We start from the raw sequence: 26483 nt of genomic DNA, 5'->3' as shown, positions 1-26483 counted from the left end.
TAGCATGAATCAAGATAAATTACTGTCAGCAAATAAAAACGCAGATAATAACGATGAAATTTTACAGTGGGTTACGTTTAAGCTAGAGGAAGAAACTTACGGCGTAAATGTAATGCAAGTACAAGAAATACTTCGTTATACAGAGATAGCTCCTGTACCAGGTGCACCTTCATATGTGATTGGTATTATTAACTTACGCGGCAACGTTGTTACCGTTATTGATACTCGTGCACGTTTTGGTTTGCTAGCTGCTGATGCAACTGACAACTCTCGCATCTTAATTATTGAAGCAGAAGAGCAAGTTATTGGTATTTTAGCCGACAGCGTATCGGAAGTGGTTTACTTGCGCAGCTCTGAAATCGACAGTGCGCCAAATGTTGGTACTGAAGAAAGCGCTAAGTTTATTCAAGGTGTTTGTAACCGCGATAATGAATTACTGATTTTGGTTGATTTAAATAAGTTACTCAGTGATGACGAATGGGATGAGTTAAGCGATATATAAGCTTTACCAAATAAATTATGGTGTTACTTAGTATAGCTATATCAGCGTTAGCGGTAGGACTTATATCGCTGGCGTTAATTATTGCATTAAAAAATAAACACGCGAATGAAATTAATGCTGTATCGCAGCAGCTTAAAGATAGCTCTGAGCAGACTCATATTTTGCGCAGTGAAATTTCGGAGATTAGAACCGGGCTCTTAAGTATTGGTAAGCGAGTGCTTGAAGTTGAACAACAAAACCAAGATTTAATGCAACAGCAAGCGGCGCAAAAATACGATGACCCTGATGCTAAAATTTACTCTCGTGCTGTAAAAATGGTTGAGTTAGGTGCAGACCTTGATGAAGTAATACGCGAGTGCGAACTACCACGAGCAGAAGCCGAATTACTATTTTCATTACATAAACAAAAAGGTGCTTAGCGCCTTTTTTTATGTGCGGATAAATTGGCTCAAGCCTTAATATTTAACTTACCTTGAAAATCCTGCCAACCTGGCGGAAATTGACCTCTTAATACATACGAAAACGCAATAAGCTCTGCAATAACATAATAAAGCTCTTTAGGAATTTCTTCTCCTAACTCTAAATGCGACAACGTTTTAGCAAGTGCTGCATCTTCGTGGATCATAATTCCTTTTAGTTTAGCCGCTGCTATTATTTCATCAGCTAATTCACCAAACCCTTTAACACTTACAGTGGGTGTGTTACCAGCTTCGTACAAAAGCCCAATGGCTGATTTATTAATCGGTGTTTCACTCATAGCTAAACCTTAATATTAATAATTGCGTGAGATTTATAGAATGCCTGATTGTTGGCATCGCCTCGCCTTAAATTGAGCTCGCCAACTTGTAAGCCATGTTTAGCTAGTTTTGATCTTAAATTATCTAAGTGAGGGTGAGCAATTGCACTTACTTCTTGGCTCGAGGCTAATAGCTGGCAATCGAGTGCTTGATCCATTAACTCTGCAGTAATTTGTAGCTGCCCAAGTTGGGCATAATCAAAGTTTAATCTGACAAACCATACATTTTTATCTTCTAATTTACCGGCGCTTGGCTTTTTATACTGTCCAAGTGTTATTTCTGTTTGGGCTGCTTCTGGAGGTAATCTCATCGGTAATAAAAATTGTGCAAGCGGGTTTGTGTCTGGCTGTTGATTTGGTGTTGAGAGACTCACTTGGGTAAGTGTGTTTTTAACGTGTACGATTTCGCTGGCCAAAGCTTGTACTTGAGCTTGTTGAAGCTGTTCAAGCATTTTTGCTCCCGTGTTACCCATTTTAAAAGTAGGTATAAGTACTTGTAAGAGAGCATCTAAGCCAGTTTGATTATTAAAACTGATAGGCGTTACTGATTGGCTAATCAGAGGCGCAGCTAAAATACTCACAGCCACCTGTTCAAGCCCTTTAGTGAAACTACTTTGCAGCATATCACCCGCTAGTTGAGTGGGCTGTAAAGTAGCAAGTATCTCACGCTGTATGGTTGCAGGGTTTATGTTATTACTTGAAACCATACGGTTAAATGCCTGATTAATTAAGCGAGTTAAATCAGGGGTGTCTTTTGTTGCCTTATCTGTAATATCAGTAATTTGACTGCTTAAAAGTTGTTTATTGTAAGCCAGCCTATCTGTAGGGGTTGTGGCATCAGGAAGCTTTAATAATGTACTTAATAGTTTTGCTTCTATTGGTTGTAGCATTTGACTACGAGAGGGCGCATTAGATAACGGCTCAGTTAACAAGGTAATGCTTTTAGTGTTCACTGTGCTTGTGTTGTTTTGATTGTTATCGTTTATTGCAAGCTGTGCTGAGGAGGTGGTAAGTCCCTTAGTGACTACTTCATTGGTAGGGTTAAGCAAGGTGTTCGATTTACTGTTTTCACTAGTAATAAGGGAGCTTAATTGGCTTGTTTTTAAATCACTTGGCTTAGCGCTCGCCACTTCACCTGGAGTAGAATTATTTGTTATTGGCGTGTAAGTTGCTGCTGTGTTTGCAGGTGTTTGCCAAACACTAACACTTCCTTTTACTAGTTGCGTTAATTGTACAATCGGCGGGAGCCTTGAAAAGTGCTCTGGCAAAATATTGCTCGTATTGTTATTTAACGCAGTACTCACACTTTGAGTAATGTTAACTCTAATTAGCGGTGATTCACTCAGTTGTATAGCAAAAGACGTTTTTTGTTGCGCGGGCGAAGTTGATAGCTGCGTTAACTCAGATTTACTTATTGTAGCAAAAGGCTTATTTTCAAAATATTTAACCGCATCATTAATTCGCGTTTTTAAATCACTAAAACTATTTTGTAGCCACGATTTTATTGGACTATTTAGGGTCAATAATGGATTTACTTTAATATTACTCGCAGAAACGGCTACTTCAGGTGCATTGCTTTTTTGCGCTAAAAGTAACTCGTTAAATGGTTTTGAGAATGAGTTGTTAAGCGTTACTTTTATATTGTTTGTATCGGTTTTAATAAATAATTTATCTGCCTGGTTCACTAAATTTACTTTAATAGGTGTATTAGGTAGTTCGGCAAGTTGTTGATTAGTAATAGGTGTTGTAAATGAACCTGACTTTTGAGGATGAGTTAAAATAGCCAGTTTTGGTGTTGCTTGAAGCTGCGCACTGGGTAATAAGGCCGCGAGTAAATTAGTAAGTTTAGTTTGGCTAAGTGGTTGCGAGTGAACCGTATCAGCAAAGCGGTTAATAACATTAATCTGTGCGCCTTTATTAGTCGTACTAACAACTACTTTTAAAGGCTGTTCTGTTGTAAGTAACTGGGCTACGTCTTTATTTATGGCAATACTTGCGTTGAGTTTATCAATAACTAACTTGGGAGACGGGGATACAGCAACTTTTACATCCATTGGTTGGCTTTGTACCTCAGTGCCCGTGCTTACATAATTTAACAAGCGCTGCAATTGTACCGGCTGATTTAAAGTAAAGGTTGTACTGTTTGGCGAGATGTTGAGCTGCTTACCATCAGGGCTGATTTGTATGTTAGCACTGACTATTTTTTGCAGGTTTTGTGGTGCGCTTGAAGTGCCAAGCCTTAATGTTTGCCAATGCTTATCAATAAATACATCAAGCGTAATCGAGTCTTTCGAAAATTGGATGTTTTTAGCCGCAAGTACCTCACTAGGTAACTGTGGTAACTCATTGGTCTGGCTGTGAGCAGATTGATTGATAACCAATGAGTTAGATAATGTTATTTGCGTTGGTGTATTCATTATTTTAAATCAAGTTTTTGTTAATCGATTATAAAGCAATATTCGTATTACCCTATCATTATGGTAGACTAACGCCTAATTTTTGGCAGAGAGAATCGTCATCTTGTTACACATTAAGTCCGTCACCTGCATCAAGCAAGATCGTTGTTTGTTTGCGGATCTTAATTTTAGCCTTAATAGCGGTCAAATCATGCAATTAGCGGGTCCTAATGGGGCTGGTAAAACATCGCTATTGCGTATTATTGCTGGCTTTTCTGTGCCTGATGAAGGGTCTGTTTTGTTCCAAGATCAACCTATATCTAAGTACTATGAAGAGTATGCCAGAGAGCTGCTTTTTATAGGGCATAAAACAGGTGTAAGTACTCAGCTTAGTGCAGTTGAAAATGTTCGCCACTGGTTACAAATTAATGGCTACATAAATGAGCCTGATTTATATCCTATTTTAGCGCAACTTGGCCTTGTTGGACTTGAAGACGTACCCGTTAGAATGTTATCTGCTGGACAACAAAGACGTGTAGCGCTTGTTAGGCTTTGGTTAAGTGATGCTAAATTATGGGTACTTGATGAGCCATTTACCGCGCTTGATAAAAGCGGTGTCGCCTTTTTACAGCAGCGATTTACTGAACACTTACAAAGCGGTGGTGCTATTTTATTAACGACTCACCAAGACTTAACGACCCACTTTAGTAACTTACAAACGGTTACACTGGAGTATCGCCACTAATGACTCGTCAACACTCTTATTGGTTGCTATTTAGTGCGGTATTTACCAAAGATGTAAAACTTGCGTTTCGCCAGCGCGCCGAAATTGTAAATCCTATTTTATTCTTCTTAATTGTAATTTCATTATTTCCGTTAGCAATAGGGCCTGAGCCCGGTCTACTTGCGAGAATGGCGCCAGGTATTATTTGGGTTGCCGCATTACTCTCTACCATGTTGGGTTTAGATAAGTTGTTTAGGGATGATTTTAACGATGGCTCGTTGGAGCAGTTAATTGCATCCTCTTATCCATTATCGCTAACCGTACTTGCTAAAGTGGCTGCTCATTGGGTGGTGACAGGTTTACCGCTTGTATTAATGACTCCGCTATTTGCATTGTTGTTAAACCTAGAAAGTACGGCGTTAACAGCAACCGTTTTAACATTATTATTAGGCACACCATTATTGAGCTTTATTGGCGCAATAGGCGCAGGGCTTACTGTGGGGTTACAAAAAGGGGGTATTTTGATGAGTTTACTCGTACTGCCTTTGTATATTCCTGTTTTGATTTTTGCAACGTCGGCTATCGATACCAGTACAATGTCACTGGATTATAGTGGGCAGCTTGCCATCCTTGGTGCAATGTTACTTATTGCTATTATAAGCGCACCAATTGCCATATCGTCAGCTTTAAAAGTGAGTGTAAGTTAATGTGGAAGTGGTTACATCCCTATGCTAAAGCAGAGCGTGCATACCAGTTATGCAATACGTTACTGCCTTATTTTGCCGTAGTTACCTTAGTTAGTATGATTGTTGGATGGGTATGGGGGCTTGGTTTTGCACCTGCCGATTACCAACAAAAAGACAGCTACCGTATCATCTTTATTCATGTGCCTTCTGCCATTTTATCTATGGGGGCTTACTCATCAATGGCGATTGCCGCTATCGTTGCACTTGTATGGCAGCTACGAAATGCCGAGCTTGCTGTTATTGCTATTGCGCCTGTTGGTGCATGTATTACTGCTATAGCGCTTATTACTGGCGCTGCATGGGGTAAACCTATGTGGGGTGCTTGGTGGGTATGGGATGCGCGTTTAACGTCTGAACTTATTTTATTATTTTTATATCTTGGCGTACTTTCGCTTTACCATGCATTTGAAGATAAGAAGTCAGCAGGGCGTGCGGCTTCTATTTTAGCAATTGTTGGCGTAATTAATTTACCTATTATTCATTACTCTGTTGAGTGGTGGAATACGTTACACCAAGGTGCAAGCATTACAAAGCTAGATACAAAAGCAATAGATCCAAGTATGTTTTGGCCTCTTATGGTTAATATTTTAGCCTTTGCTGCTTTTGTTGGAACAGTGACTTTAATTCGTCTTAAAAATGAAATTTTGCAACGAGAAAAGCACCGACCGTGGGTTCGCTCGTTGTTAAATAAGGGGTAATTATGCAGTTTGACTCTTTTTCTGATTTTATTGCAATGGGAGGTTATGGATTTTATGTCTGGCTTTCTTTTGGTACATGCGCACTTATTTTACTCGGTATTTTAGTGAACTCTTTGAGAGACACCAAACGTATTATGGCTTCAGTGGAGCAACAAATAATACGTGAAGCGCGAATTAAAAAAGCTAAGCAGGAACAAATCTCATGAATCCAAGACGTAAAAAGCGCCTATTGGTAATCATTGCCGTACTGTTTGGTATTGGTGGGTCAATTGGTTTAGTGCTTTATGCACTGCAAGAAAATATTAATCTTTTTTATACGCCAAGCGAATTAATTGATGGCAAAGGCCCTAACAAAGAAAAACCACATATAGGTCAAAAGTTACGTATTGGCGGCATGGTTGTGCCAGGCACGGTTGAGCGTAATGAACAAAGCTTACAAGTAAGCTTTAAGCTAATAGATACAGGCCCATTAGTGACTGTGCGTTATCAAGGCATATTGCCAGACTTGTTTCGTGAGGGGCAAGGCATTGTAGCGCAGGGCGTATTAGTCGAGCCTAATGTTATTGAAGCATTTGAAGTGCTTGCAAAGCATGACGAAGAATATATGCCAGCAGAAGTTGCAGAGGCAGTTAAAGGTATTAAGCACGAAAAACCAAAATACAACTTAGATAGTGGTAATTAGCTATGATCCCAGAAATTGGTTATTTTTCTTTAACGCTTGCCATGGTGCTAAGCGTTTTACTGTGTATTTTTCCTCTTTGGGGCGCGCATACTGGTAATCTTCGGTTAATGCGTGCGGCTCCATCTTTAGCAATAGGCCAGTTTGCTTTTGTACTAATCTCTTTTGCTGCACTTATTTATGCAAGTTTAACAGACGACTTTACCGTATCTTACGTAGCGTATCATTCAAGTAGTACGCTGCCTTGGTACTATAAAATCACCTCTACGTGGGGCGGTCATGAAGGTGCTATTTTATTATGGTTAGTAATGCAAGCGGGTTGGACTGCTGCTGTAGCAGCGCGTTCTAAATCATTACCTTGGGTATTACGTGCTCGCGTACTGGGTGTACTTGGTTTTTTAGGTGTAGGTTTTATGATGTACACCTTACTGCTTTCAAGCCCGTTTGAGCGTCTGCTTCCTTATTTTCCGGTAGAAGGGCGTGATTTGAATCCGCTGCTTCAAGATCCAGGTATGATTATTCATCCACCATTACTGTACATGGGTTATGTGGGGCTGTCGGTTGCTTTCTCTTTTGCTATAGCTGCATTGTTAACAGGTAAACTTGATAACACATGGGCTAAGTGGTCACGCCCGTGGACGATGACTGCGTGGGGTTTCTTAGGTTTAGGTCTTACTATTGGTAGCTGGTGGGCGTATTCAGAACTAGGCTGGGGCGGCTGGTGGTTTTGGGATCCAGTTGAAAACGCAGCGCTAATGCCTTGGCTTGTTGCAACCGCATTACTGCATTCATTAAGTGTAACTGAAAAACGCGGTATATTTAAATCATGGACTGTATTACTCGCAATTGCAGCATTCTCTTTAAGTTTGCTAGGTACGTTTATTGTACGCTCGGGTATTATTGTATCGGTACATGCGTTTGCTACAGACCCCGATAGAGGCTTATTTATACTCGCCTTTTTAGGCATAGTTGTCGGTGGTGGCTTGGCGTTGTATGCAATGCGTGTGTCACAAGTTCACAGTGAAGGACGATACAAGCTGGTATCGCGCGAAGTGGCCTTATGGCTCAATAATATATTTTTAGTTGTTGCTACATTAATTGTTATGTTAGGTACATTGTTACCAATGGTTCATAAAGAAATGGGCTTAGGTAGCATTTCTATTGGCGAACCGTTTTTTAATAAGATGTTTGCAATAATTTTAGTACCATTTGCTATTTTGATGGGTATCGGACCACTTTTACGTTGGAAGCAAAACAAGTGGACTTTTTTGCAAAACAAAATATTAATGGGCGTATTAGCAAGTGTTGTGATTACCTGCGCTTGGTTGTTCTCAAGTTACGATTTAGTAAAACCACTTACGTTATTAGCGACAACACTGGCGGTTTGGATTGCAATATCAACAGGGATTGATATTTACACCAAAGCAGCTGTGCACGGGAGCTTAAAAGAAGGCTTAAAACGCTTTACTGTAAGTTATTGGGCTATGGTACTTGGGCATATTGGTATTGCATTTATTATTGCGGGCGTAACACTTACCTCGGCTTATTCAGTAGAGCGTGATGTATCGATGAAACCGGGTGAAATAGCACAGCTTAATGAGTATGAATATCGCTTTGATGGCGTTAAAACTATTCGTGGGCCAAACTACAGCGGTCATGCGGGCGTTGTATCTGTGCTTAAAAATAATGAGCTAATAACACGTTTACACGCCGAAAAACGTAAATATGACATTGGTATGCAGTTTATGACTGAGGCGGCAATAGATGCCGGTTTTAAACGTGATTTATATTTAGCATTAGGTGAGCAATTAAGTGGTGATGCATGGTCACTTCGCATTTATCATAAACCATTTGTACGCTGGATATGGATTGGTGGTGTGCTTATGTCATTAGCAGGTTTCATGATTTTATTTGATAAACGTTACCGTACATCAGCTAAAACAGCCCGTAAAGATGTTCCGGAGAGTGTTTTATGAACCGTAAAATTTTAGCTATTGCGCCGCTTTTAGTGTTTGCTTTTGTGTGTGTATTTTTATACCAAGGTCTTTTTGCCAACCCTCGTGAAATTCAAACAGGGCGGTTAGGTCAAGAAATGCCAGCATTTAATTTACCTGATTTAATGCAAGACAATAAGCAGTGGACCAACGAGTCGTTAAAAGGCGAAGTTTACTTATTAAATGTATGGGGTACGTGGTGCCCAACATGTTTAGTCGAGCTTGGTTATTTAACTAAGTTACGTGAGCAAGGCGTTAAAATTATTGGACTATATTATGTACAAGGTTACGACGCTGATTTTGATGGCCCGTTTGATATGCAATCACTTCGCAGCGAAGTCACTGATATGCTGCAACGTGCAGGTGACCCTTACCAATTTAATATTTTAGATTTACACCGTACTTTGTCGTTGGATTTAGGTGTATCGGGTGCGCCAGAAACTTTTTTAGTCGATAAAAACGGCACTATTTTGTTGCATCACACCGGTGATATAAATCCGCGAGTATGGCGAGCTAAATTTGCGCCAATTATGCAGGAGCTTAAATAATGAAGTGGTTACTACTTACGCTTAGCCTTTTTGTAAGCATGGGTGCGTTTGCACAGCAAGATCGCTATCAATTTGATAACAACAAACAAGCAATATTGTTTGAAGAGTTAACCAAAGAGCTACGTTGCCCTAAGTGTCAAAATCAAAACATTGCGGACTCCGACGCTGTTGTTGCTAAAGACTTGCGCGATAAAGTACTCGTATTGGTTAAAGAAGGTAAAAGTAAAGACGAAGTGATTGATTATATGATTGACCGCTTTGGCTATTTTGTTCATTACGAGCCACCTGTTACACCAGCGACTTTAGTGCTGTGGGTACTACCTGTGTTAATTGTAATTGTTGGCTTTGGTTTTATTGTTATTCGCCAACGAAAAGCATCAGTAAAACAAACATGGAGCAGCGACGATGAAATGCTGCTAGCGAAGCTAATTGAACAAAATAAACGTCAGGAGCAAAGCTAAATGATTTTAATGTGGGCGTGTTTTGCCTTACTCACACTGGTTGCTCTTAGCTTTGTTATGATACCTTTTTTAAAAAAAGAGCGTGTTCAAACGATTACTCATAACGCCAATGCTGAATTAATTAGTATTTATGAGCAGCGTTTAGTCGATTTGCAAACTGATTTAGATAATCAACGCATTGATAGCGTAAATCACGCAGAATCAATTGTTGAATTAAAACGTCGCTTATTGAACGAGCTATCACCAGAGAAATCACTTAACAGCAAAGGTAATAATCGTATTTTTGCTTTAACAGGCGGTGCATTTGTTCTTGCGCTTACAGGGATTTTTTATAGTTTTACAGGCAGTCAGCAGCAAATTTCGGCTTGGCATGACGCAATGGATAATTTAGCTGATTATGGCGAGCGTGCTGTAATGCAAAAAGGTGAGCCGCTTAGTCAAAATGAGCTGCAGGCTTTTGCATTGGCGCTTCGTACTAAACTTAGCCGCTCTGGCGATGATGAAGTTGCTTGGATGCTACTTGGTCGAGTGGCTATGTCGCTTAATGAATTTGACATGGCGCAGCAGTCATTTGATAAAGCACTACGTATGAACCCTGATAATATGCAGGTTCTTATTAGTTACAGTCAGGTTTTATTACTTGAAGGTAGCGAAGCTAATATGACTCGCGCGGCAGGTATGCTTTCAAAAGTGCTAAACGTTGAGCCTACTAATTTAGATGCTATTTCGTTACTAGCCCTGATAGCGTATGAACGTAAAGATTGGCCGCAAGCTAAAACTGCATTTGAAGTTTTATTGGCGAGCATGGAAAAAAATGATTCACGTTATAACATGATCTCCGAACGTATTGCTGATATTGAGCAACAAATGCAAAGTGAAGGCTCAGTTATGCCAGTTACTACTACAACGGGTGCTATTGCAGTTACAGTCGACATTGCAAAAGAGCTTATTGATAAACAGCCAAAAGACGGTATTTTGTTTATATTTGCAAAAGCTGCAACTGGCTCACCTATGCCATTAGCTGCTGTTAAGCTGACTAAATATTCATTTCCAATTACAGTTGAGTTGAGTGATAGTAGTGCAATGGTTGCAGGGCTTAACTTATCTAGTGCAGAAAATATTATTATTTCGGCGCGTATTTCTATCGATGACTCTGTTATGCCAAGCTCTGGTGAGCTAGAAGGTCATTCACAGGCGTTAAAGCGTGAAAGTGTAAGTGACTACCAACTTCAAATTGATACATTAATACCTTAAGGACGTTAGATGTTAAAACACAGTTTTACTTTTTTATGTTTATTGATACTAGCCGGCTGTGCTCAAGTACCTCAAAGCAAAGTAGATGACAGAGATCCGCTGCAAAGTATTAATCGTCCATTATATGACTTTAATATGGATGTACTGGATGCTTATTTATTGCGCCCAGTTGCTGTAGGTTATGTTGAAGTAACGCCTGTACCGGTAAGAAACGGTATTGTTAATTTTACAGGTAATATCACCGCACCTGTAGATATGATCAATGCGGGTTTGCAAGGTAAACCGGGTAATGCAAGTGTGAGCTTAGCACGCTTTTTAGTTAACTCTACTGTCGGTCTGTTTGGTATCTTTGATGTTGCAAGCTCACTAGGTCTTGAAATAGTCGATGAAGACTTTGGACAAACGTTGGGTGTATGGGGTGTAGGTGATGGCGCCTATTTAATGTTACCAGGTATGGGGCCAACAACAGCACGTAACCTGACCGGTGATGTAGTCGACAACTTTGTATTACCTGAAGTTGCGCTAACGACTCCACAAACTATTTTAGTATTTGTTTTAAAAGCAGTTGAGGCGCGTGCATCTTTAATACCACAAGAAGGGCTATTAAATGATTCACTTGATCCGTACTTATTTGTAAAAGATATTTACTTCCAGCGTCAAATTTATGAGCTGTACGATGGCAATCCACCAGTTAAAGAAGAGCCAGCTGATTTTGATGAAGACTTTTTAGAAAGTTTATAATTGAAGCCAATGATAAAAACGCCAGCTAAATGCTGGCGTTTTTATTGACTGTTTATATAGAATCTGAACTTTGGCTAGAGAAAAATAAACTTAGATATCATTATGATTCAATATATTAGTAAATGTTTTAACCAGAGTTCGGGTTACTTATTTTTCGTTAACTATTAACTGCATTTGCTCATTAACCCAAGTCAGTGCTTCATGATAGGCATCAGGAACTTTTTCACCTAGGTTTAGTTCTTTCGTTAATTCGTTTGCGGCTGACCAGTTAGCTTGTTCATAATACTTAACTAAGTTTAAATATTTTGCCAGCAAGCCTTCATCGTTTAATAACGCTGCTTTTATGTCATTCGAAAGTGGAAGCTTTTTCATAACGCTTTCCATACTCTCATCTAAAATAGCATCCATAAGAGACATCATACCGGTTAAAAATGCCATGCCGGTATCTTTAAATTGTCCATGGGATATAGCGAGTAACTCACCAAAACGAGCGCGCGTAAGCGATAGCCTAATTAGCTCTACAGGTTTATCTGCTGATACTTGCGCTGCAAATAATAATGATAATAGTTTTTTAATTTCGTTAGCACCAAGCACTATAAGGGCTTGCTTAATGGTACTTATTTCAGCACGCCTTGCAAAGGCAGCAGAATTTGAATACCTAAGTAATTTGTAAGATAGGTTTACATCACGCTCAAACACATCAGTGATTTTTTTAAGATCCATATCAACGCTTGATGTTTCGTAAAGTAATTCAGCTAATGCCATTTCTGAAGGCGGTAGAGCCTTACTTTGTACCATTTCAGGTTTTGAGAAGAAAAATCCTTGGAAATAATCAAAACCAAGCTCTAGAGCTTGTTGGTAAATTTCATAGGTTTCTACTTTTTCGGCAAGTAACTTAATATGCGAGTGCAGTTTTAAATCATTAAGAACCGTTTTTATTGTATCTATATCAGATGCTAAAAAGTCTATTTTAATAATATCAATAAATGGATAAAAGTGGCGCCAAACAGGCTGATGAATATAATCATCAAGAGCAATAGTGTAACCTTTATCTTTTAGATCTTTCACTATGGCTAATAATCGCTTCCCAGGTTGCACAGTTTCAAGGATTTCTACAACTACAGTATCTTTGCCCAGTAGTGTTGGGTAGCCCTTTGATAGCGTTTCTAGGGTGAAATTTATATAGGCGGGTTTATTGTCGGTTAAATCTTCTAAGCCGAAATTAAACTGACTACCTTCAATTAGTCGTGTAGTTGCCTCGTCACCGTCTATATCGGGAAATACGTTATCAACGCCATCGCGAAATAAAAGTTCATATCCGATGAGCTTTTTATCTCTGTCTAAAATAGGTTGGCGTGCAGCGTAAAAATACATAAACAGTTCCGTAAGAGTAATCTAATTAGTTATTGTAATAATATATGGCAAAAGACTCAAAATAGCATTACGTATATTTGCTAGATTAATAAATTATCATTAAAAATTAAGGTCTTTCTAGTATTTAATTTATTATATTTCACCAATTCGCTTTAAAATTATTCAACATGAGTATTTTTGTATCAGGTGAGGGCAACAAGTTGGAGATTTTATTATCAAGCATGATATAGTCAGCGAGAATGGTTTTTACCCCAATAGTGTCTTAACTATAAAATTTTAAGAGTCATTATTTGGATTAAAGCCTATTATTAATAATTATGCGGAGGCTAATTTGGAAACAGGAATGATTATTTCACTAGCATTATATTTTATTGTAATGTTAGGTATCGGACTATATGCATATAAGCAATCTACTGACGATGTATCTGGTTACATGTTAGGTGGACGAAATCTATCTCCAAGTGTAGCTGCACTGTCTGCAGGTGCATCTGATATGAGTGGCTGGATTTTAATGGGCCTACCTGGTGCGATGTTTGTTACTGGTTTTAGTAGTACATGGATAGCAATTGGCTTGGTGATTGGTGCTTGGTTAAATTATCTGTTAGTTGCACCGAGATTACGTGTTTACACTGAAAAAGCAAATGACTCTATAACCATCCCAGACTACTTTTCAAATCGCTTCAATGATAAATCCAACCTATTACGTGTTGTATCAGCTGTGGTAATTATTGTTTTCTTTACTCTTTATACTTCATCTGGTGTTGTCGCTGGTGGTAAATTGTTTGAAAGCTCATTTGGTTTAACTTATGAAATGGGTTTATACATTACAACGGGCGTAGTTGTTTTATATACCTTGTTTGGTGGTTTTTTAGCTGTAAGCTTAACTGACTTTGTGCAAGGTTGTATTATGTTCATTGCACTTATTCTAGTACCAACGGTTGCATACTCTTTGCTTGAACAACCTTTAGAATCAACTTTACATAGCGTAAATCCAGATATGCTTAACTGGATTGGTGCAGGTTCTGCATTAGGTATTATTTCTGCAATGGCTTGGGGTTTAGGTTATTTTGGCCAACCACATATCATTGTTCGTTTTATGTCGGTACGTAGTGTTAAAGATATGCCTAAAGCACGCCGTATTGGTATGACATGGATGATTGTTGCTGCCATTGGTGCTGTTGGTACTGGTATATTTGGTGCAGCTTATACTTATGAGAACAACATTGTAGTTGAAGACCCTGAAACAATTTTCTTAATTCTTTCTGAGTTGCTGTTCCACCCACTTATTGCTGGCTTTTTACTTGCTGCAATTTTGGCTGCGATTATGAGTACTATCTCATCTCAATTATTGGTTAGTTCAAGTTCATTAACAGAAGATTTCTATAAAACATTCTTACGTAAAGATGCCAGTGATAAAGAGCTAGTTGCTGTTGGCCGTATTAGTGTTGCCGTAGTTGCTATGTTCGCTATTTATTTAGCTTACGACAGAGATAGCTCTATTTTAGACCTAGTAAGTAATGCGTGGGCTGGCTTTGGTGCTGCGTTTGGACCTCTTGTATTGTTTAGCCTTTATTGGAAACGCATGAACTTTGCTGGTGCGTTAGCTGGTATGTTAGTAGGCGCATTTACTGTGCTAATTTGGATATATGGACCATTTACTATCAATGGTGAAAGCTTAAGTAGCTTTATGTACGAAATAGTACCGGGCTTTATTTTAGCGAGTATTGCAATTGTTGTTGTTAGCTTAGTAACAAAAGAGCCTGAGCAAAACATCACTGCTTTATTTGATGAAGTAGAAAAAGAGCTTTAATTAGCAATTACTACTTATTTTAAAGTGAGTAGTAATTAATACCAATCCGCAATAATACTTAATCATTTTGCGGGGCTAAACGTGTTGCTACCGGCGTTAAAAAATTCTCATTTAGTACAACTAAATATCGAATTTTTGCCTAGCTATCAACACGTTTTTCCACCCTAAAGAGATCATTTAATTAAGCGAATTAGTATAATAAAAAAGGGAGCAACTTAGTTGCTCCCTTTTTTATTTAGTTTGTCCCGTTCGAGGAGGGAACACTCTATGAATTAACTTACTTTTTTATCGTTGTTATCTTCAATTGATGCAACGTTATCTGACTTTTTACTTTTTGCTGGCGCTTTGGTAACAGCTGGATCTTTGCCACCTTTTAATATGGTCATAAAATCATCTTTGCTTTTCGCTATTTCTAAAGCAAGTGATTCAATTTGTTGCTCACTAAGCGGTACGTCTACCTTTTCTAGCATCAGCTCAAGTGATTCTGCTATATCGAGCATCTTGTCATAAGCATCAGCTTCTTTTTTGGTAGTAAACGTCATACGCTCGACTCCGTTTCGTTCTACAACATATTTAACAACAACAGCCATGATTTCTCCTGCAAAATTGCTTGGCACCGTGGTTTTTAAAAAACCATTAGATTACTGTTTTTATGTACAGTAATGGTTTGTAAGTAAATTTGCAAGCGCGAAGTATTAATTTTTAGGTGTCTTAAATTTGACAAAAAACGGTAACTTTACTTTAGTTAAGCAATCACTTTGTTGTACCAGCTGCATTTTCAGGATTTCGGATCATAGTGATAATGCGTTTAGGTACACTTTAAGTGATGAACTTTACAGTTCCTTATTTATTGATTTCCTGAGCAATACTCAAAATTAAGAAAAGAAGAATAAGGACAAGTTTAATGAAAACGTTAAAAAATTTACTCATCATAAGTTTATTATGTTTACTACCCGCGACTACCGCGTATGCACAATTATCAGAAGTAACTAAGCAAATGCCTCAAGCTGAGACAATTAGTATAAATAATGCTGATGCAGAGATGCTTGCTAAGTTACCTGGTATAGGTAAGAAAAAAGCGCAGGCAATTGTGGATTATCGTGAAGAAAATGGCGAATTTAAAAGCGTTAGTGATTTATCGCAAGTTAAAGGGATTGGCAAAAAACTTTTAGCTAAATTAGAGGGGAAACTTTCACTTTAATATTTCTAAAAAGTAATCAGGGTGCTAGGCGCCCTGATTAAATTGTTTTAGCGCATCGCTTAAGTGCTTTTTAGCAAAGTTAATTTCAATAGGTGTAGTTAATAGTGGATAGCACAATCCGCCAAGTATCAAAAATGGTATTAATATCCAACCTTTAAATACAGTGAATATTAAAAATAGTGGGCTAAGTAATAGCAACTTTATAATACGCAATAGAACTTTATCAGTTGGCGATAGCTGACTTAATGCAAGCGCAATTACGTCTTGACGCTGGCGTACTTTTAAATGCTTAAGCTGGTCTAATTGGCTTGAAAAAAATGTAAACATATCAAATCGACTTTTTAATTGATAAACGGGCAACAATTATAATAAATAGCGTTAGTGAGAAAATCCCAAATATCACTTCCATCCAAGCAGGCATGCTCATGCCAACAAACTGCCAATCTATATTTCCACAATCCCCGGTAGCTTGAAAAAAGCTAGGTATCCATTCATGTAGTGGCATAAATGATGGGAAATTTGGTTCAAACTCGCAGCTAAATGCAAAAGGGTCTGTGGTGGTCTGCATATCAATATGTTCGCGAGCAATTAAGTATCCCCAAACACTCGATATTCCCCAAATAACATACGCTATCATACGCACAGTTTTACTTTGTGGTTTACTCGAGCCTACAATCCCTGCGCCTAATAAACCCAATGCTGCAGTGCGTTGATATATACACATTATGCAAGGCGCTAACCCCATTTTGTATTGAAAGAAAAGAGCGGTAACTTCAAGTAAAAAAACGATAGCTGTAAATAAAAGCCACGGGGTTCGTTGGGTAGGTAATTGTGCAAGCCAGTTCATAAAAATTCCGCGTTTTAATAGGACGTTAGATTATGACGTAGGATAAAGTATGCAGCAACAAAAAGGAAAAAAAAGCTACCGAAGTCGCTTTTTATAAGATGAAATTAATGACTACTCAATTCAGCCTTAGCAAAGGTTAAATGACGTTCTATTATTTTTCCATCGATACATAAGCTCAGTTATATTGCTTACTTATACTAAGGTGATGCATCATCTAAAGAATTTTTTATGGTTGCACTTTTTTGTACTTTTTCTTATGGCAAGTGCGGGATAAGTTAATTAAGCTCAGGCGCTGCGTAAATAAAAATATCTCCATAATAACAATGTACCTACAATGAATATTACTCTAGATATTCATGCATTGTAGCTAAATTAGAGAAACCCAAATTTAATTATTTATTAATTTTAAATTTCTACCCATTTGCTTTATTAATATATATTACTTTACTTGTTAGTTGTGCTTCGTCTGGTACAATCAGTCAGTTATTCGTGTAAAACGATGAGTGTTGATTAATTCGAGTGGGAACTGGATGAGAATTTTTAAAGCGAAAAGCCCAGCAGGATTTGCTGAAGAATATATAGTTGAGTCCATTTGGAACGGCGATTTCCCTCCAGGTTCAATTTTACCTGCCGAGCGAGAACTTTCAGAGTTAATTGGTGTTACAAGAACAACCTTGAGAGAAGTATTACAGCGTTTAGCGCGTGATGGTTGGCTAACAATTCAGCATGGTAAACCTACAAAAGTAAATAACTTTTGGGAAACGTCTGGCTTAAACATTCTTGAAACATTAGCGCGCTTAGATGAAGACAAGATGCCAGAGCTGACAGATCAGCTTTTATCTGCACGTACTAATATTAGTGCTATTTATACACGTGCTGCAATTAAGTTAAATCCTGAACGCGTAATTGAAATTTTATCACAAAGCCATGAGCTAGAAGACACCGCTCAAGCATTTGCTGACTATGATTATAAAGTGCATCACGAATTAGCCGTTGCGGGTAATAACCGTATTTATGTATTAATACTTAATGGTTTTAGAGGCTTTTATTCAAAAATTGGTTGTCATTACTTCTCTGATGCCGGAACTCGTGAACTTGCTCGTCAGTTTTATAAAGATTTAACCATTTTGGCAGAAAATAAAGAGCATGATGGTGCTATTTCTATGATGCGTAAATATGGTCATCAAACGGGTGAGATTTGGCAAAAAATCCGTGGTGATATGCCCTCAGATATAATGGACTAAGTCTAAGCGAGAAACCTGCATTTGCAGGTTTTTTTATATCTGTAAATTTAGCGCCACCGTATATGAAATTCTAAAAAGTTTAATGTATAAACCACTTCGATATTTTTAAAATTTCTACTTAGTTACAACGCAACTTACACTTTAAAATAGACCTATTATTTAAGCATATTAGTGCAAGTTGCAAGTGTTCGTTATTTTCGATTGCTCACATCGTTAAATGCGATTGTCCTTTTGCAGTGAATAACTTTAGAATGCCAATTAATTATATGTATGCGCTATTGGTTTTTAATTTTTAGCGCACATATAAGTACCAGCATTGCGAAAGCAATTGAAAACAAACTCAAAATATTTGGAGAATAAAATGGGTGTATTAGTAGGCCGCCAGGCACCAGACTTTACCGCTGCAGCTGTTCTTGGTAACGGTGAAATTGTAGATAGCTATAACCTTCATGAAACAATTAAAGGTAAAAAAGCAGTTATCTTCTTTTACCCACTAGATTTCACGTTTGTATGTCCTTCTGAACTTATTGCATTTGATAAGCGTTTTGAAGAGTTTCAAAAGCGTGGCGTAGAAGTAATTGGTGTTTCTATCGATTCACAATTCTCACATAACGCATGGCGTAACACTGCTGTTGCAGACGGCGGTATTGGTAAAGTTCAATACGCACTAGTTGCAGACGTTAAACACGAAATTTGTAAAGCATATGACGTTGAGCATCCAGAAGCGGGTGTTGCGTTCCGTGGTTCTTTCTTAATTGATGAAGAAGGTAACGTACGTCACCAAGTAGTGAACGATTTACCACTAGGTCGTAACATCGACGAAATGCTTCGCATGGTTGACGCGCTAGCGTTCCACACTGAGCACGGTGAAGTATGTCCTGCTGGTTGGACTGAAGGTAAAAAAGGTATGGACGCAAGCCCTGAAGGCGTTGCTAAGTTCTTATCTGAAAACGAAGGCGAGCTATAATTTAGCCCTTAGTTTTAAATAAAAAAACCGCCAATTGGCGGTTTTTTTATTTGTAGCGTTAGCTCACTTTAAAATAAGCTCGCAAAGTTAAAACGAGAAGCTAACTTTAGTATAGAAGTATCGGCCTCTAGGGTTGTGTACACCTGAAGCATAACCGTATAGATCAGCGTCGCCATCACCAATTGCAAATGGTGGCTCTTCATCAAATAAGTTATTTACACCTAGCGATACTTTAGTTGAGTCAGTAACACGATAAGATGTTTGTAAATCTACCAATGTTTGCGAATCAATCATACGTGATGTATTGCTATCAAAGTCTAAATTACCGTCAAAATCAATATCTGGGGTATCTTCAAACTCACCTACATAACTGATGTTTACGTTTGTATTAAACTCGCCAATTTCCCAGTTTGTAGAGAAAATCCAGCGGTGCTCTGGATAGCCATACTCACCGGTGTAATCGCGGCCATCTTTTTCAAATTTATCTTGGTATGCCCATTCTAAATTAAATTTCAATAAACCTAAGTCATCAAGTGAGTGATTGTAGTTAGCTGAAACATCAACCCCAGATACTTCTTGCGAAGAAACGTTTTCAAATGTGCTGTAAATTTTTTGAATTGTTCCTAAGCTATCGCCACCTGTAGGTGTTAAGCGTACACATACAGTACTATCTTGGTTATTACACTCAGAGTTATAAATTGGACCAAACTCTTGCTCATCAATTTTGTTATCTTGAGTGATGCTCCACACATCGACACTTAAACCAAACTCAGCAGAAGGCGCCCAAATAAAGCCGACATTCCATGATTCTGATTCTTCAGCTTCAAGGTCAGGGTTACCAGCAAATTCAATGTTGTAATCAAGTGCATCACAATCAAGGCCCGTTGCTTCACATCGGTATGTATCTACAAAGAATTGGCTTTCTTGAGATGGACCTAAACCAACTTGTGCCAAAGAAGGCGCTCTAAAGCCTTGTGCCCAAGAGCCACGCACTGTGATTTCATCAGTAGGCGCCCAGCGAAGAGCTACTTTAGGGTTTGTTGTTGTACCGAAGTCACTGTAGTCATCGTAACGGCCAGCAAGTTGTAGCTCTAAATTATCAGCAAGAGGGATAGAAAACTCGACATAGGCTGCGTATTGTTCACGATCTGCAGATGCAGATACAGACTCTGTGCCAAATATTAAACCACGTTGAAATTGATCATCAGGAATGTCATTAACGTCTTCTTCACGGTACTCAATACCTGCAGCCATCATTACTACATCATCGCCAAAACTAAATGCTTCACCTGTAATGTTTGCATCAAAGGAAGTCATGTGAGACTCACCACGACGCACTAAGCTTGTTGTAATACGATCAATTACAGCAGGGTCGTTGTATGTGCCACCAAATGGATTGTAGTTTCCTGCATCAATTTCTTGTTGTAAGAAATCAGTACGTACCCAACCTTGTGTTCTATCACCTGTTTGCAGAGATTTACTACGGCCTTTTTGTACAGCGGTTTCCCAGCTCCAGTCATTAAACTCACCTCTAAGCCCTGCAACAAAGCGAAGAGTATCTGATTCAATATCCCATTGGCGTGCGCCAGCATCAACTGTACGGTAACGACCAATTTGAATGTCTTCACCAAATGGATTGTTAGGGTGGCTAGCTGGGACAGTTAAGCCTGCATCTTCATCAAGTGGAGTAGGGGCTCCGGCCGCAACAGACGTATTGTGCTGTACTGCCATTTCTAAAAAGCCCGTAATGCCATTATCAAAGTTATATTCAAATTGAGAAATAGCACCCACGCGTTCAGACGCTGGTGCGATATAACCGTAGGGGCCGTAATCAAATAAACAACTGCCGCTTGAAGTTGCATTTTCAGCAGGACAAGCCGGATCAATTGTTTTAACACCGTCTACATAAAAATATCCAGGGAAGCCACGAGATGAGCGAAAATCTTCACCACCATAAGGTGATTGATTTGCTGTACCTAAGCTGCCCATTTCATCAGAAGAAAGAGATGTATTTTTAAAGTAATCGATAATAACTGATGCGCTACTTTTCTCGCTAGTAGTACCCCATACTAAACTTGCTGTTGTTTCTTCATAATTGGGACCATCAGTACCACCGTAGCCCAAATTAACTTCAACACCGTCAATGTCTTTTTTCAAGATAACGTTTACCACACCCGCCACTGCGTCTGAGCCGTAGATAGCTGAAGCACCATCTTTTAGTATATCGATTCGCTCAATGGCAGAAACTGGGATACTGTTAATATCTACAAATGAGTTTGTGATACCTTCGGCAAATGCACTAATAGATACACGACGGCCATTGATTAGTACGAGCGTAGCATCAGCACCTAAGCCACGTAAACTAACAGCAGCAGACCCATTTGCAGTTGAATCTTGGTTGTTACCACGTGTTGAGAAAGTACCGCTACCCGCTACAGGCATTCTTTCGAGGAGTTGTTGTAGGTTGTCATAACCCATGTTCTCAATATCAGCTCTTGCGATTGATTGAACCGGAGAAGGTCCTTCGATATCTGAACGTTTGATTCGTGAGCCAGTTACTTCAATGCGCTCTACTTTTTTAGCTTCTTCAGCAGCGTAAGTTGTTGTTGTAAAACCTGCTGAAAGTGCGATTGTAGCACCTGCAATTAAGCTAGGTGTAAATGCAGTTGATTGCTTCATCCTTAAGTCCTTGTTGATATGTTATAAATTTAGTTGCTCTATACCAATCCTTTTTAAATTGTTAAATAAATCCCATATTTAAGCGGATTGATATAACAAGCGACGACATTAATATCATGTAACTTAAGTGTTAGCAATTAGACTGAAATGTGATTTTAGTATGGTTTTTTGTGTGTTTTTGGATGATTTTAAAACAGATGTTATGCGCTGAAGGAGGTTGAAATAGGCGCATATGTTTTATTTTGGAAATAACAAATACAGCCTAAATGCGAGTAATAATTAAATTAATTAATTCACAATAAAATTGTAATAAATTATTTACATGTATATTCTGAATGAATAGTAATCTTGTTGTATATTAATAAAACAAATAATAGTTGGTTTTTTTTAATAAAAAAAACGCCTAACTTGTTAGTTAGGCGTTGTGCTTATACTTTGTGTTTCATTAAACGTTCTTTTTCGCGAGACCAATCTTTATTTTTCCCGTCGTCACGTTTATCGTGCAACTTTTTACCTTTTGCTAGATGAAATTCAAGTTTCACCCAACATTTTTTCCAGTACATAGCTGTAGCTATTAATGAATAGCCATCTCGCTCTGTTGCACCGAGTAGACGGTCAAGTTCGCGTCTGCTTAATAGTAACTTACGATAACGCAACGGATCGCAAATTACATGGGTTGATGCACTATTAAGTGGCTGGATTTGCGCGCCAAGCAAAAATGCTTCGCCATTTTTAAGATGAATATAAGTTTCGGTGATGTTTACCTTACCTGCTCGGATACTTTTTACTTCCCAGCCTTGTAGTTCAACACCTGCTTCAAACTTATCGTGTAAAAAATACTCATGTCGCGCTTTTTTGTTTAGCGCGATGGTATTACTTGTCGATTTTGATGAATTTTTCTTAGCCATAGTGCCCTATAATATACGTAATGTGAGATGTTTTACATCGATTTTTTAATAATGCTTTTAAAAATTAAGCTTTAATTTAAGCAGCATGAAAATTTGGGGAAACGCGCAAAGCTTGCTAAAATTCGCCCACACAGTTGGGAGTGAGTATGCCACAAATAGAAAAAAGCGCGCTGGTTATGTACAGCACTAAAGAGATGTTTGATCTAGTTAATGATGTAGAAGCTTATTCGCAGTTTTTACCAAATTGCTCAGACTCAAAAATTGTTTCACAGCATGATAATAACATGACCGCGAGTTTAGAAATATCCAAGGCGGGTATAAAAAAGTGGTTTACCACCAAAAACACCTTTGTTGATGAGCAAACAGTGTTACTAAGCCTTGTTGATGGACCATTTAAGATGTTAAAAGGACGTTGGCACTTTCAAGAGCTTGACGCCAAAGCATGTAAAGTTCACTTGCAACTAGAATTTGAATTTTCAAGTAAGTTAATAGAGCTTGCCTTTGGTAAGATTTTTAACGATGTTGCAAAAAATATGGTGAGTGCATTTACTCAACGTGCAAAACAGGTTTATGGAGCGAGAGCATGATTAATGTTGAGGTGGTATTTGCGTTACCAACCACGGCAACGTGTTTATCAATTGAAGTGCCACTAGGGACTACAGTCGAGCAAGCTGTTATTCAGTCAGGTATTATACAAAAGTGCCCTGAGATAGATGCTACATCGCTAACTTTAGGTGTGTGGAATCGAACTGTAAAAGCTAACTATGAGTTAAAAGACGGTGACCGTATAGAAATATATCGTCCATTAATTGCAGATCCTAAAGATGCGCGTAGAAAGCGTGCAGAAAAAGCTAAAGAAGAAGGGCGTGCAAATAAAATAACGGGTGGCCGCCCACTCGAAAAGTAACGAAAATCGGTATAAACGTGGAAAATTTAACGGATTAAATCACACGCTGACGTTGTTTAAAATGGTAAAAGCTTTTAAATAAACCAATAAAAAAGGTGAGCCATGCTCACCTTTTTTTACCACTTGAGAAATTTATTGCTCGAGCGGTGTAGTAAAGTTTTCAGGTTGGTCATAATCACCTGAAATTGAAACTAACTTTTCATTTTCAAAGTTAATTACTAACTCTTTATTTTGCTCGTTTTTACGGCCTTTATTGAAGCTGTAAATATAACGCCAAGTATTGTTATCAAAGGCGTCTTCGGCAATAGGTCTGCCTAATACGTAAACAACTTGCTCTCGAGTCATATTTACACGAAGTTTTTCAACATCCGATTGCTCTAAAAAGTTGCCTTGTGGGATGTTAATTCGGTATACCCAGCTAGAGCAACCTGCTGCTGAGCTAAGTGTTAAAGCAACGATAAGCCAAAGAGAAAAAGTTTTTAACGACTGCATTGTTAGTTGTGATCCTTATTTTTTATAATCTGCATGATACCGATTAGTCACTGAAGGTAAAACCCTTTTAAGCAATTGTTTTATGTTAAGGGCGTTAAGGTAATGTTTTGACCATAAATAATGAAAAAAGTTTACAGCACATCGAAACGAATATTTTAAAAACGGAGTCTACTTGGTTTTTATATATAGTTGAGACACGATTTGGTCATTGGTACACAGGGATCACGACTAATGTTGAAAAACGCTTTGCAACTCATCAAGCCGGCAAAGGGGCCAAAAACCTTAGAGGGAAAGGGCCGCTTTTACTTATTCATCAACAACAAGTTGGTAATAAAAGTGAAGCAAGTAAACTTGAGTATCAATTAAAAAAGCTCCCTAGAGCCAAAAAAGAAGCATACGTTTTAGCATTTAATACCGGCGACACTAAAATCATTTAGTTAATTTATTTAGATTAAACCGTATTCGCTGTGGGCAAAAGCTAGCTTTTAATATAGCTTTTGCTCACAAAGGAAATATAGCCGTTATAGCTGCTTAGCGATGTTTTTCAAAGGTAGCGACAAGTGCATCGAGTATTTGAGCGCTGTTTGCCAAGTCACGAATAGCTTGCTCTGTATTGATTTGCTCGCTCATTGCTTTATCGCTAATTTCACTTATTTGCTCTATGTTACGACCTACATCAGCAACCACATTACTTTGCTGCTCAGTTGCAGTTGCAATAAGCGTAGCCATATCGTTTATTTGATTAGCTGTTTCGGCTATCGCATCGAGTAATTCTACTGAGCTTTGCATGGCTCCAACGCTTTGCTGCGCTTTATCTTTTGATTGGCTAATATCGTTAACTACATCATCAGATATTCTTGTAAGCTCTTCAATCATAGATTGAATTTCGGTGGTTGATTGCGATGTACGGTTTGCCAGAGCGCGTACTTCATCAGCAACAACAGCAAAGCCTCGGCCGTGCTCACCTGCGCGAGCAGATTCAATTGCCGCGTTTAAAGCAAGTAGATTAGTCTGATCCGATATCCCTCTAATTGAATCCACAATACTTGCTATATCAACCGTTTTTTTAGAAAGCAAAGTAACTTGCTCTGTTATGCCATCAATATCGCTAGCTAGGGCTGAGATAGTTGCCTGGCTTTGTAATACTTGTTTGTGGCTTTGAATGGTGTTCTCACGGCTGTTATCGGTTAACTTAGCTGTATTCGCTGCGCTTTGTGCTATTTCTTGCACTGTAGCGCCCATTTCGTTGATAGCTGCTGCGACAGATATTGTTTGCTCTTTTTGATTATCAATTGCTTGCGAGTTTCGTTTTGCCTGTTCAAATACATGATCAGAACTTTGGCGAATATCGTGGCTTTCACTGGCAACTTGAGTAATCGCTGTTTCTATTTTATTTATAAACTGGTTAAAGCCATTACTTAGATTGTTGAGCTCTGGTTGGCTTGATTCTGGTAAGCGGTACGCTAAGTTTGCATCGCCAGAGCCTAAGCGTGAAAATAACTCAGCCATTTTAGAAAGTGGAGATGAAAGAGAGCGAGCAAGTAAGTAACTAATCAAGCTAGCAACTAACGCGGTAATTACTGTAAAAGTAAATATTTGCCATTGTAGGGTGTTTACACTTGCGAATACTTCACTTTTTGGTACTTGAGCTACAACATATAAGTCAGTGTTTTTAATTGGGGTTGCAGCTATAAGAGTAGGTTCGCCATTTAAGCTAATTTCTTCTAGTGCAAAGCCATTACTATTAAATAGTTGGCTGTGAATATTTGCAGTATATAAATCGTCAATATTTGCTTTTGCTACTTTATTGGCATCTTTATGAAGTTGAATTAATCCATTTTTATCTGCAATAAATACAAAACCTGTTTGCTCAATTTTAAATTGCTGTAATAGCTTTTGCATATCAGTGATGCTTTTTGCAAGACCTGCTAAACCAGTACCATTAGCTTGCTGATGATTTACAAACATTTTCACATCATTGGCTGACTCTTGATAAATACTGATAGAATAAGGTTGTTTTGATTGTTTGAACGCAAAAAACCAGCCATCAGCTGCATCGTTTTTTAACACACGCAAAAAACCATTTTGGTTCCAGTACTGTGCAGTGTCTCTATTTGCCCAAGATGCTGTTGCTAAATCGTATTGCTGGGCAACACGATTTAATTCTTTTAATAATAAAGTGTCGTCTTGATTACTAGACTGAGCCCACTGTAAAACAAATTCGTTTGATGATAGTTGCTGAGCAGCACCAAGTAACTCATTAATTTCACCGCCTATATGATTACTGATTGTTTGCAGTTTACTAGGTAGCTCTGACTCGATCATACGTTGCTCAATTATGTCTTTAGAGCTGTATAAAGAGGTCAAGCCAATCAGTGCCGCTACGCATATAGCAATAACACTGCCTAAAGCTGTGATTTTTTGAGTAATAGAAAGGTTTTGTATCGTCATGATATTAATTAATTTTACAACTGAGTAGAGGACTATACTAGCACATTATTTATTTAGAGCTAGA

29 protein-coding genes are annotated in these 26483 nt (G+C 38.4%); 19 read left to right on the top strand and 10 right to left on the bottom strand.

Annotation, left to right across the window (positions count from 1 at the left end; all coding sequences use genetic code 11):
* Positions 1-4 precede the first annotated feature (4 nt).
* Positions 5-502 carry a chemotaxis protein CheW gene (locus tag H5090_RS08465; RefSeq protein WP_002959294.1) on the top strand — a complete coding sequence of 166 codons (498 nt, stop codon included), beginning with the start codon at positions 5-7 and terminating at the stop codon, positions 500-502.
* Positions 503-519: 17 nt separating this feature from the next.
* The gene (locus H5090_RS08460; RefSeq protein WP_024595394.1) at positions 520-921 is read left to right on the top strand and encodes a DUF2802 domain-containing protein; all 402 of its coding nucleotides are present in this window, start codon (positions 520-522) and stop codon (positions 919-921) included.
* A 29-nt stretch (positions 922-950) separates the two neighbouring features.
* Here H5090_RS08460 and H5090_RS08455 read toward each other — a convergent pair whose 3' ends face one another.
* Both H5090_RS08455 and H5090_RS08450 read right to left on the bottom strand, forming a co-directional pair.
* Positions 951-1259, bottom strand: a complete 309-nt coding sequence (locus H5090_RS08455) for an EscU/YscU/HrcU family type III secretion system export apparatus switch protein (protein ID WP_138488715.1) — start codon at positions 1257-1259, stop codon at positions 951-953.
* 2 nt (positions 1260-1261) lie between these two features.
* Entirely contained in the window at positions 1262-3715 is a 2454-nt protein-coding gene (locus tag H5090_RS08450; RefSeq protein WP_182695465.1) for a flagellar hook-length control protein FliK, read from the bottom strand.
* A 103-nt stretch (positions 3716-3818) separates the two neighbouring features.
* Here H5090_RS08450 and ccmA point away from each other — a divergent pair, with 103 nt between their 5' ends.
* Genes ccmA through H5090_RS08400 form a run of 10 tightly spaced genes read left to right on the top strand, consistent with a single transcriptional unit; the run spans position 3819 to position 11539 of the window.
* Positions 3819-4439 (top strand): cytochrome c biogenesis heme-transporting ATPase CcmA, encoded by a 621-nt coding sequence (ccmA, locus tag H5090_RS08445; protein WP_152609331.1) that lies wholly within the window; start codon positions 3819-3821, stop codon positions 4437-4439.
* Positions 4439-5125, top strand: a complete 687-nt coding sequence (gene ccmB, locus H5090_RS08440) for a heme exporter protein CcmB (RefSeq protein ID WP_002959286.1) — start codon at positions 4439-4441, stop codon at positions 5123-5125. Before ccmA ends, ccmB begins: the two co-directional genes overlap by 1 nt.
* Entirely contained in the window at positions 5125-5862 is a 738-nt protein-coding gene (locus tag H5090_RS08435; protein ID WP_138488717.1) for a heme ABC transporter permease, read from the top strand. The genes ccmB and H5090_RS08435 overlap by 1 nt, the downstream gene beginning before the upstream one ends.
* A gap of 2 nt (positions 5863-5864) precedes the next feature.
* The gene (gene ccmD / locus H5090_RS08430; RefSeq protein ID WP_002959284.1) at positions 5865-6068 is read left to right on the top strand and encodes a heme exporter protein CcmD; all 204 of its coding nucleotides are present in this window, start codon (positions 5865-5867) and stop codon (positions 6066-6068) included.
* Positions 6065-6544: a cytochrome c maturation protein CcmE gene (gene ccmE, locus H5090_RS08425; RefSeq protein WP_002959283.1), complete on the top strand. Its 480-nt coding sequence runs from the start codon at positions 6065-6067 to the stop codon at positions 6542-6544. The genes ccmD and ccmE overlap by 4 nt, the downstream gene beginning before the upstream one ends.
* A gap of 2 nt (positions 6545-6546) precedes the next feature.
* Positions 6547-8517 (top strand): heme lyase CcmF/NrfE family subunit, encoded by a 1971-nt coding sequence (locus H5090_RS08420; protein WP_182695464.1) that lies wholly within the window; start codon positions 6547-6549, stop codon positions 8515-8517.
* Positions 8514-9083, top strand: coding sequence for a redoxin family protein (locus H5090_RS08415; RefSeq protein WP_002959281.1), 570 nt, complete (start codon positions 8514-8516; stop codon positions 9081-9083). The genes H5090_RS08420 and H5090_RS08415 overlap by 4 nt, the downstream gene beginning before the upstream one ends.
* The gene (locus H5090_RS08410; protein ID WP_182695463.1) at positions 9083-9544 is read left to right on the top strand and encodes a cytochrome c-type biogenesis protein; all 462 of its coding nucleotides are present in this window, start codon (positions 9083-9085) and stop codon (positions 9542-9544) included. Before H5090_RS08415 ends, H5090_RS08410 begins: the two co-directional genes overlap by 1 nt.
* Entirely contained in the window at positions 9545-10798 is a 1254-nt protein-coding gene (ccmI, locus tag H5090_RS08405; RefSeq protein ID WP_024595353.1) for a c-type cytochrome biogenesis protein CcmI, read from the top strand. It abuts the gene before it with no gap.
* A 9-nt stretch (positions 10799-10807) separates the two neighbouring features.
* Complete coding sequence (locus H5090_RS08400) at positions 10808-11539, top strand: VacJ family lipoprotein (RefSeq protein WP_182682688.1); 732 nt, start codon at positions 10808-10810, stop codon at positions 11537-11539.
* Between the two features lie 147 nt (positions 11540-11686).
* Here H5090_RS08400 and H5090_RS08395 read toward each other — a convergent pair whose 3' ends face one another.
* Positions 11687-12913 (bottom strand): EAL and HDOD domain-containing protein, encoded by a 1227-nt coding sequence (locus H5090_RS08395; RefSeq protein ID WP_004335679.1) that lies wholly within the window; start codon positions 12911-12913, stop codon positions 11687-11689.
* A 331-nt stretch (positions 12914-13244) separates the two neighbouring features.
* Between H5090_RS08395 and putP the strand changes: the two genes are divergently transcribed.
* Positions 13245-14723 (top strand): sodium/proline symporter PutP, encoded by a 1479-nt coding sequence (putP, locus tag H5090_RS08390; protein ID WP_149602304.1) that lies wholly within the window; start codon positions 13245-13247, stop codon positions 14721-14723.
* A gap of 272 nt (positions 14724-14995) precedes the next feature.
* Here the strand turns inward: putP and H5090_RS08385 are convergent, their stop codons facing one another.
* Entirely contained in the window at positions 14996-15313 is a 318-nt protein-coding gene (locus H5090_RS08385; RefSeq protein WP_004335683.1) for a YebG family protein, read from the bottom strand.
* A gap of 314 nt (positions 15314-15627) precedes the next feature.
* Here H5090_RS08385 and H5090_RS08380 point away from each other — a divergent pair, with 314 nt between their 5' ends.
* On the top strand, positions 15628-15924 hold the full coding sequence (locus H5090_RS08380) for a helix-hairpin-helix domain-containing protein (protein WP_165723515.1): 297 nt from the start codon (positions 15628-15630) through the stop codon (positions 15922-15924).
* Between the two features lie 24 nt (positions 15925-15948).
* On the opposite strand, the gene H5090_RS08375 is transcribed toward H5090_RS08380, so the two are convergent.
* Entirely contained in the window at positions 15949-16251 is a 303-nt protein-coding gene (locus H5090_RS08375; RefSeq protein ID WP_024595348.1) for a DUF6170 family protein, read from the bottom strand.
* A 1-nt stretch (position 16252) separates the two neighbouring features.
* A complete protein-coding gene (gene dsbB, locus H5090_RS08370) occupies positions 16253-16771 on the bottom strand; it encodes a disulfide bond formation protein DsbB (protein WP_182695462.1) in 519 nt (172 codons plus the stop codon).
* Positions 16772-17301: 530 nt separating this feature from the next.
* On the opposite strand from dsbB, the gene fadR reads away from it, so the two are divergent.
* On the top strand, positions 17302-18015 hold the full coding sequence (gene fadR / locus H5090_RS08365; RefSeq protein WP_004335692.1) for a fatty acid metabolism transcriptional regulator FadR: 714 nt from the start codon (positions 17302-17304) through the stop codon (positions 18013-18015).
* A gap of 361 nt (positions 18016-18376) precedes the next feature.
* Positions 18377-18982 carry a peroxiredoxin gene (locus H5090_RS08360; RefSeq protein ID WP_007378637.1) on the top strand — a complete coding sequence of 202 codons (606 nt, stop codon included), beginning with the start codon at positions 18377-18379 and terminating at the stop codon, positions 18980-18982.
* 87 nt (positions 18983-19069) lie between these two features.
* Here H5090_RS08360 and H5090_RS08355 read toward each other — a convergent pair whose 3' ends face one another.
* Both H5090_RS08355 and smpB read right to left on the bottom strand, forming a co-directional pair.
* Complete coding sequence (locus H5090_RS08355; RefSeq protein ID WP_182695461.1) at positions 19070-21661, bottom strand: TonB-dependent receptor; 2592 nt, start codon at positions 21659-21661, stop codon at positions 19070-19072.
* Positions 21662-22089: 428 nt separating this feature from the next.
* Positions 22090-22569: an SsrA-binding protein SmpB gene (gene smpB / locus H5090_RS08350; RefSeq protein WP_004335699.1), complete on the bottom strand. Its 480-nt coding sequence runs from the start codon at positions 22567-22569 to the stop codon at positions 22090-22092.
* A 146-nt stretch (positions 22570-22715) separates the two neighbouring features.
* Between smpB and H5090_RS08345 the strand changes: the two genes are divergently transcribed.
* Together H5090_RS08345 and H5090_RS08340 are read left to right on the top strand one after the other, a co-directional pair.
* Positions 22716-23156, top strand: coding sequence for a type II toxin-antitoxin system RatA family toxin (locus H5090_RS08345; RefSeq protein WP_182695460.1), 441 nt, complete (start codon positions 22716-22718; stop codon positions 23154-23156).
* Positions 23153-23476, top strand: a complete 324-nt coding sequence (locus H5090_RS08340; protein ID WP_138488725.1) for an RnfH family protein — start codon at positions 23153-23155, stop codon at positions 23474-23476. The genes H5090_RS08345 and H5090_RS08340 overlap by 4 nt, the downstream gene beginning before the upstream one ends.
* 132 nt (positions 23477-23608) lie before the next feature.
* On the opposite strand, the gene H5090_RS08335 is transcribed toward H5090_RS08340, so the two are convergent.
* Entirely contained in the window at positions 23609-23968 is a 360-nt protein-coding gene (locus H5090_RS08335; RefSeq protein WP_004335706.1) for an outer membrane protein assembly factor BamE, read from the bottom strand.
* Between the two features lie 107 nt (positions 23969-24075).
* Between H5090_RS08335 and H5090_RS08330 the strand changes: the two genes are divergently transcribed.
* Positions 24076-24405: a GIY-YIG nuclease family protein gene (locus H5090_RS08330; RefSeq protein WP_024594786.1), complete on the top strand. Its 330-nt coding sequence runs from the start codon at positions 24076-24078 to the stop codon at positions 24403-24405.
* A 94-nt stretch (positions 24406-24499) separates the two neighbouring features.
* Here H5090_RS08330 and H5090_RS08325 read toward each other — a convergent pair whose 3' ends face one another.
* Positions 24500-26419: a methyl-accepting chemotaxis protein gene (locus H5090_RS08325; RefSeq protein WP_182695459.1), complete on the bottom strand. Its 1920-nt coding sequence runs from the start codon at positions 26417-26419 to the stop codon at positions 24500-24502.
* Between the last annotated feature and the right edge of the window lie 64 nt (positions 26420-26483).

The sequence above is a fragment of the Pseudoalteromonas sp. SR43-5 genome, assembly GCF_014163835.1.
In the GTDB taxonomy this organism is placed as follows: Bacteria; Pseudomonadota; Gammaproteobacteria; order Enterobacterales; family Alteromonadaceae; genus Pseudoalteromonas; species Pseudoalteromonas distincta.
This window is presented reverse-complemented; position numbering and strand designations above follow the sequence as displayed.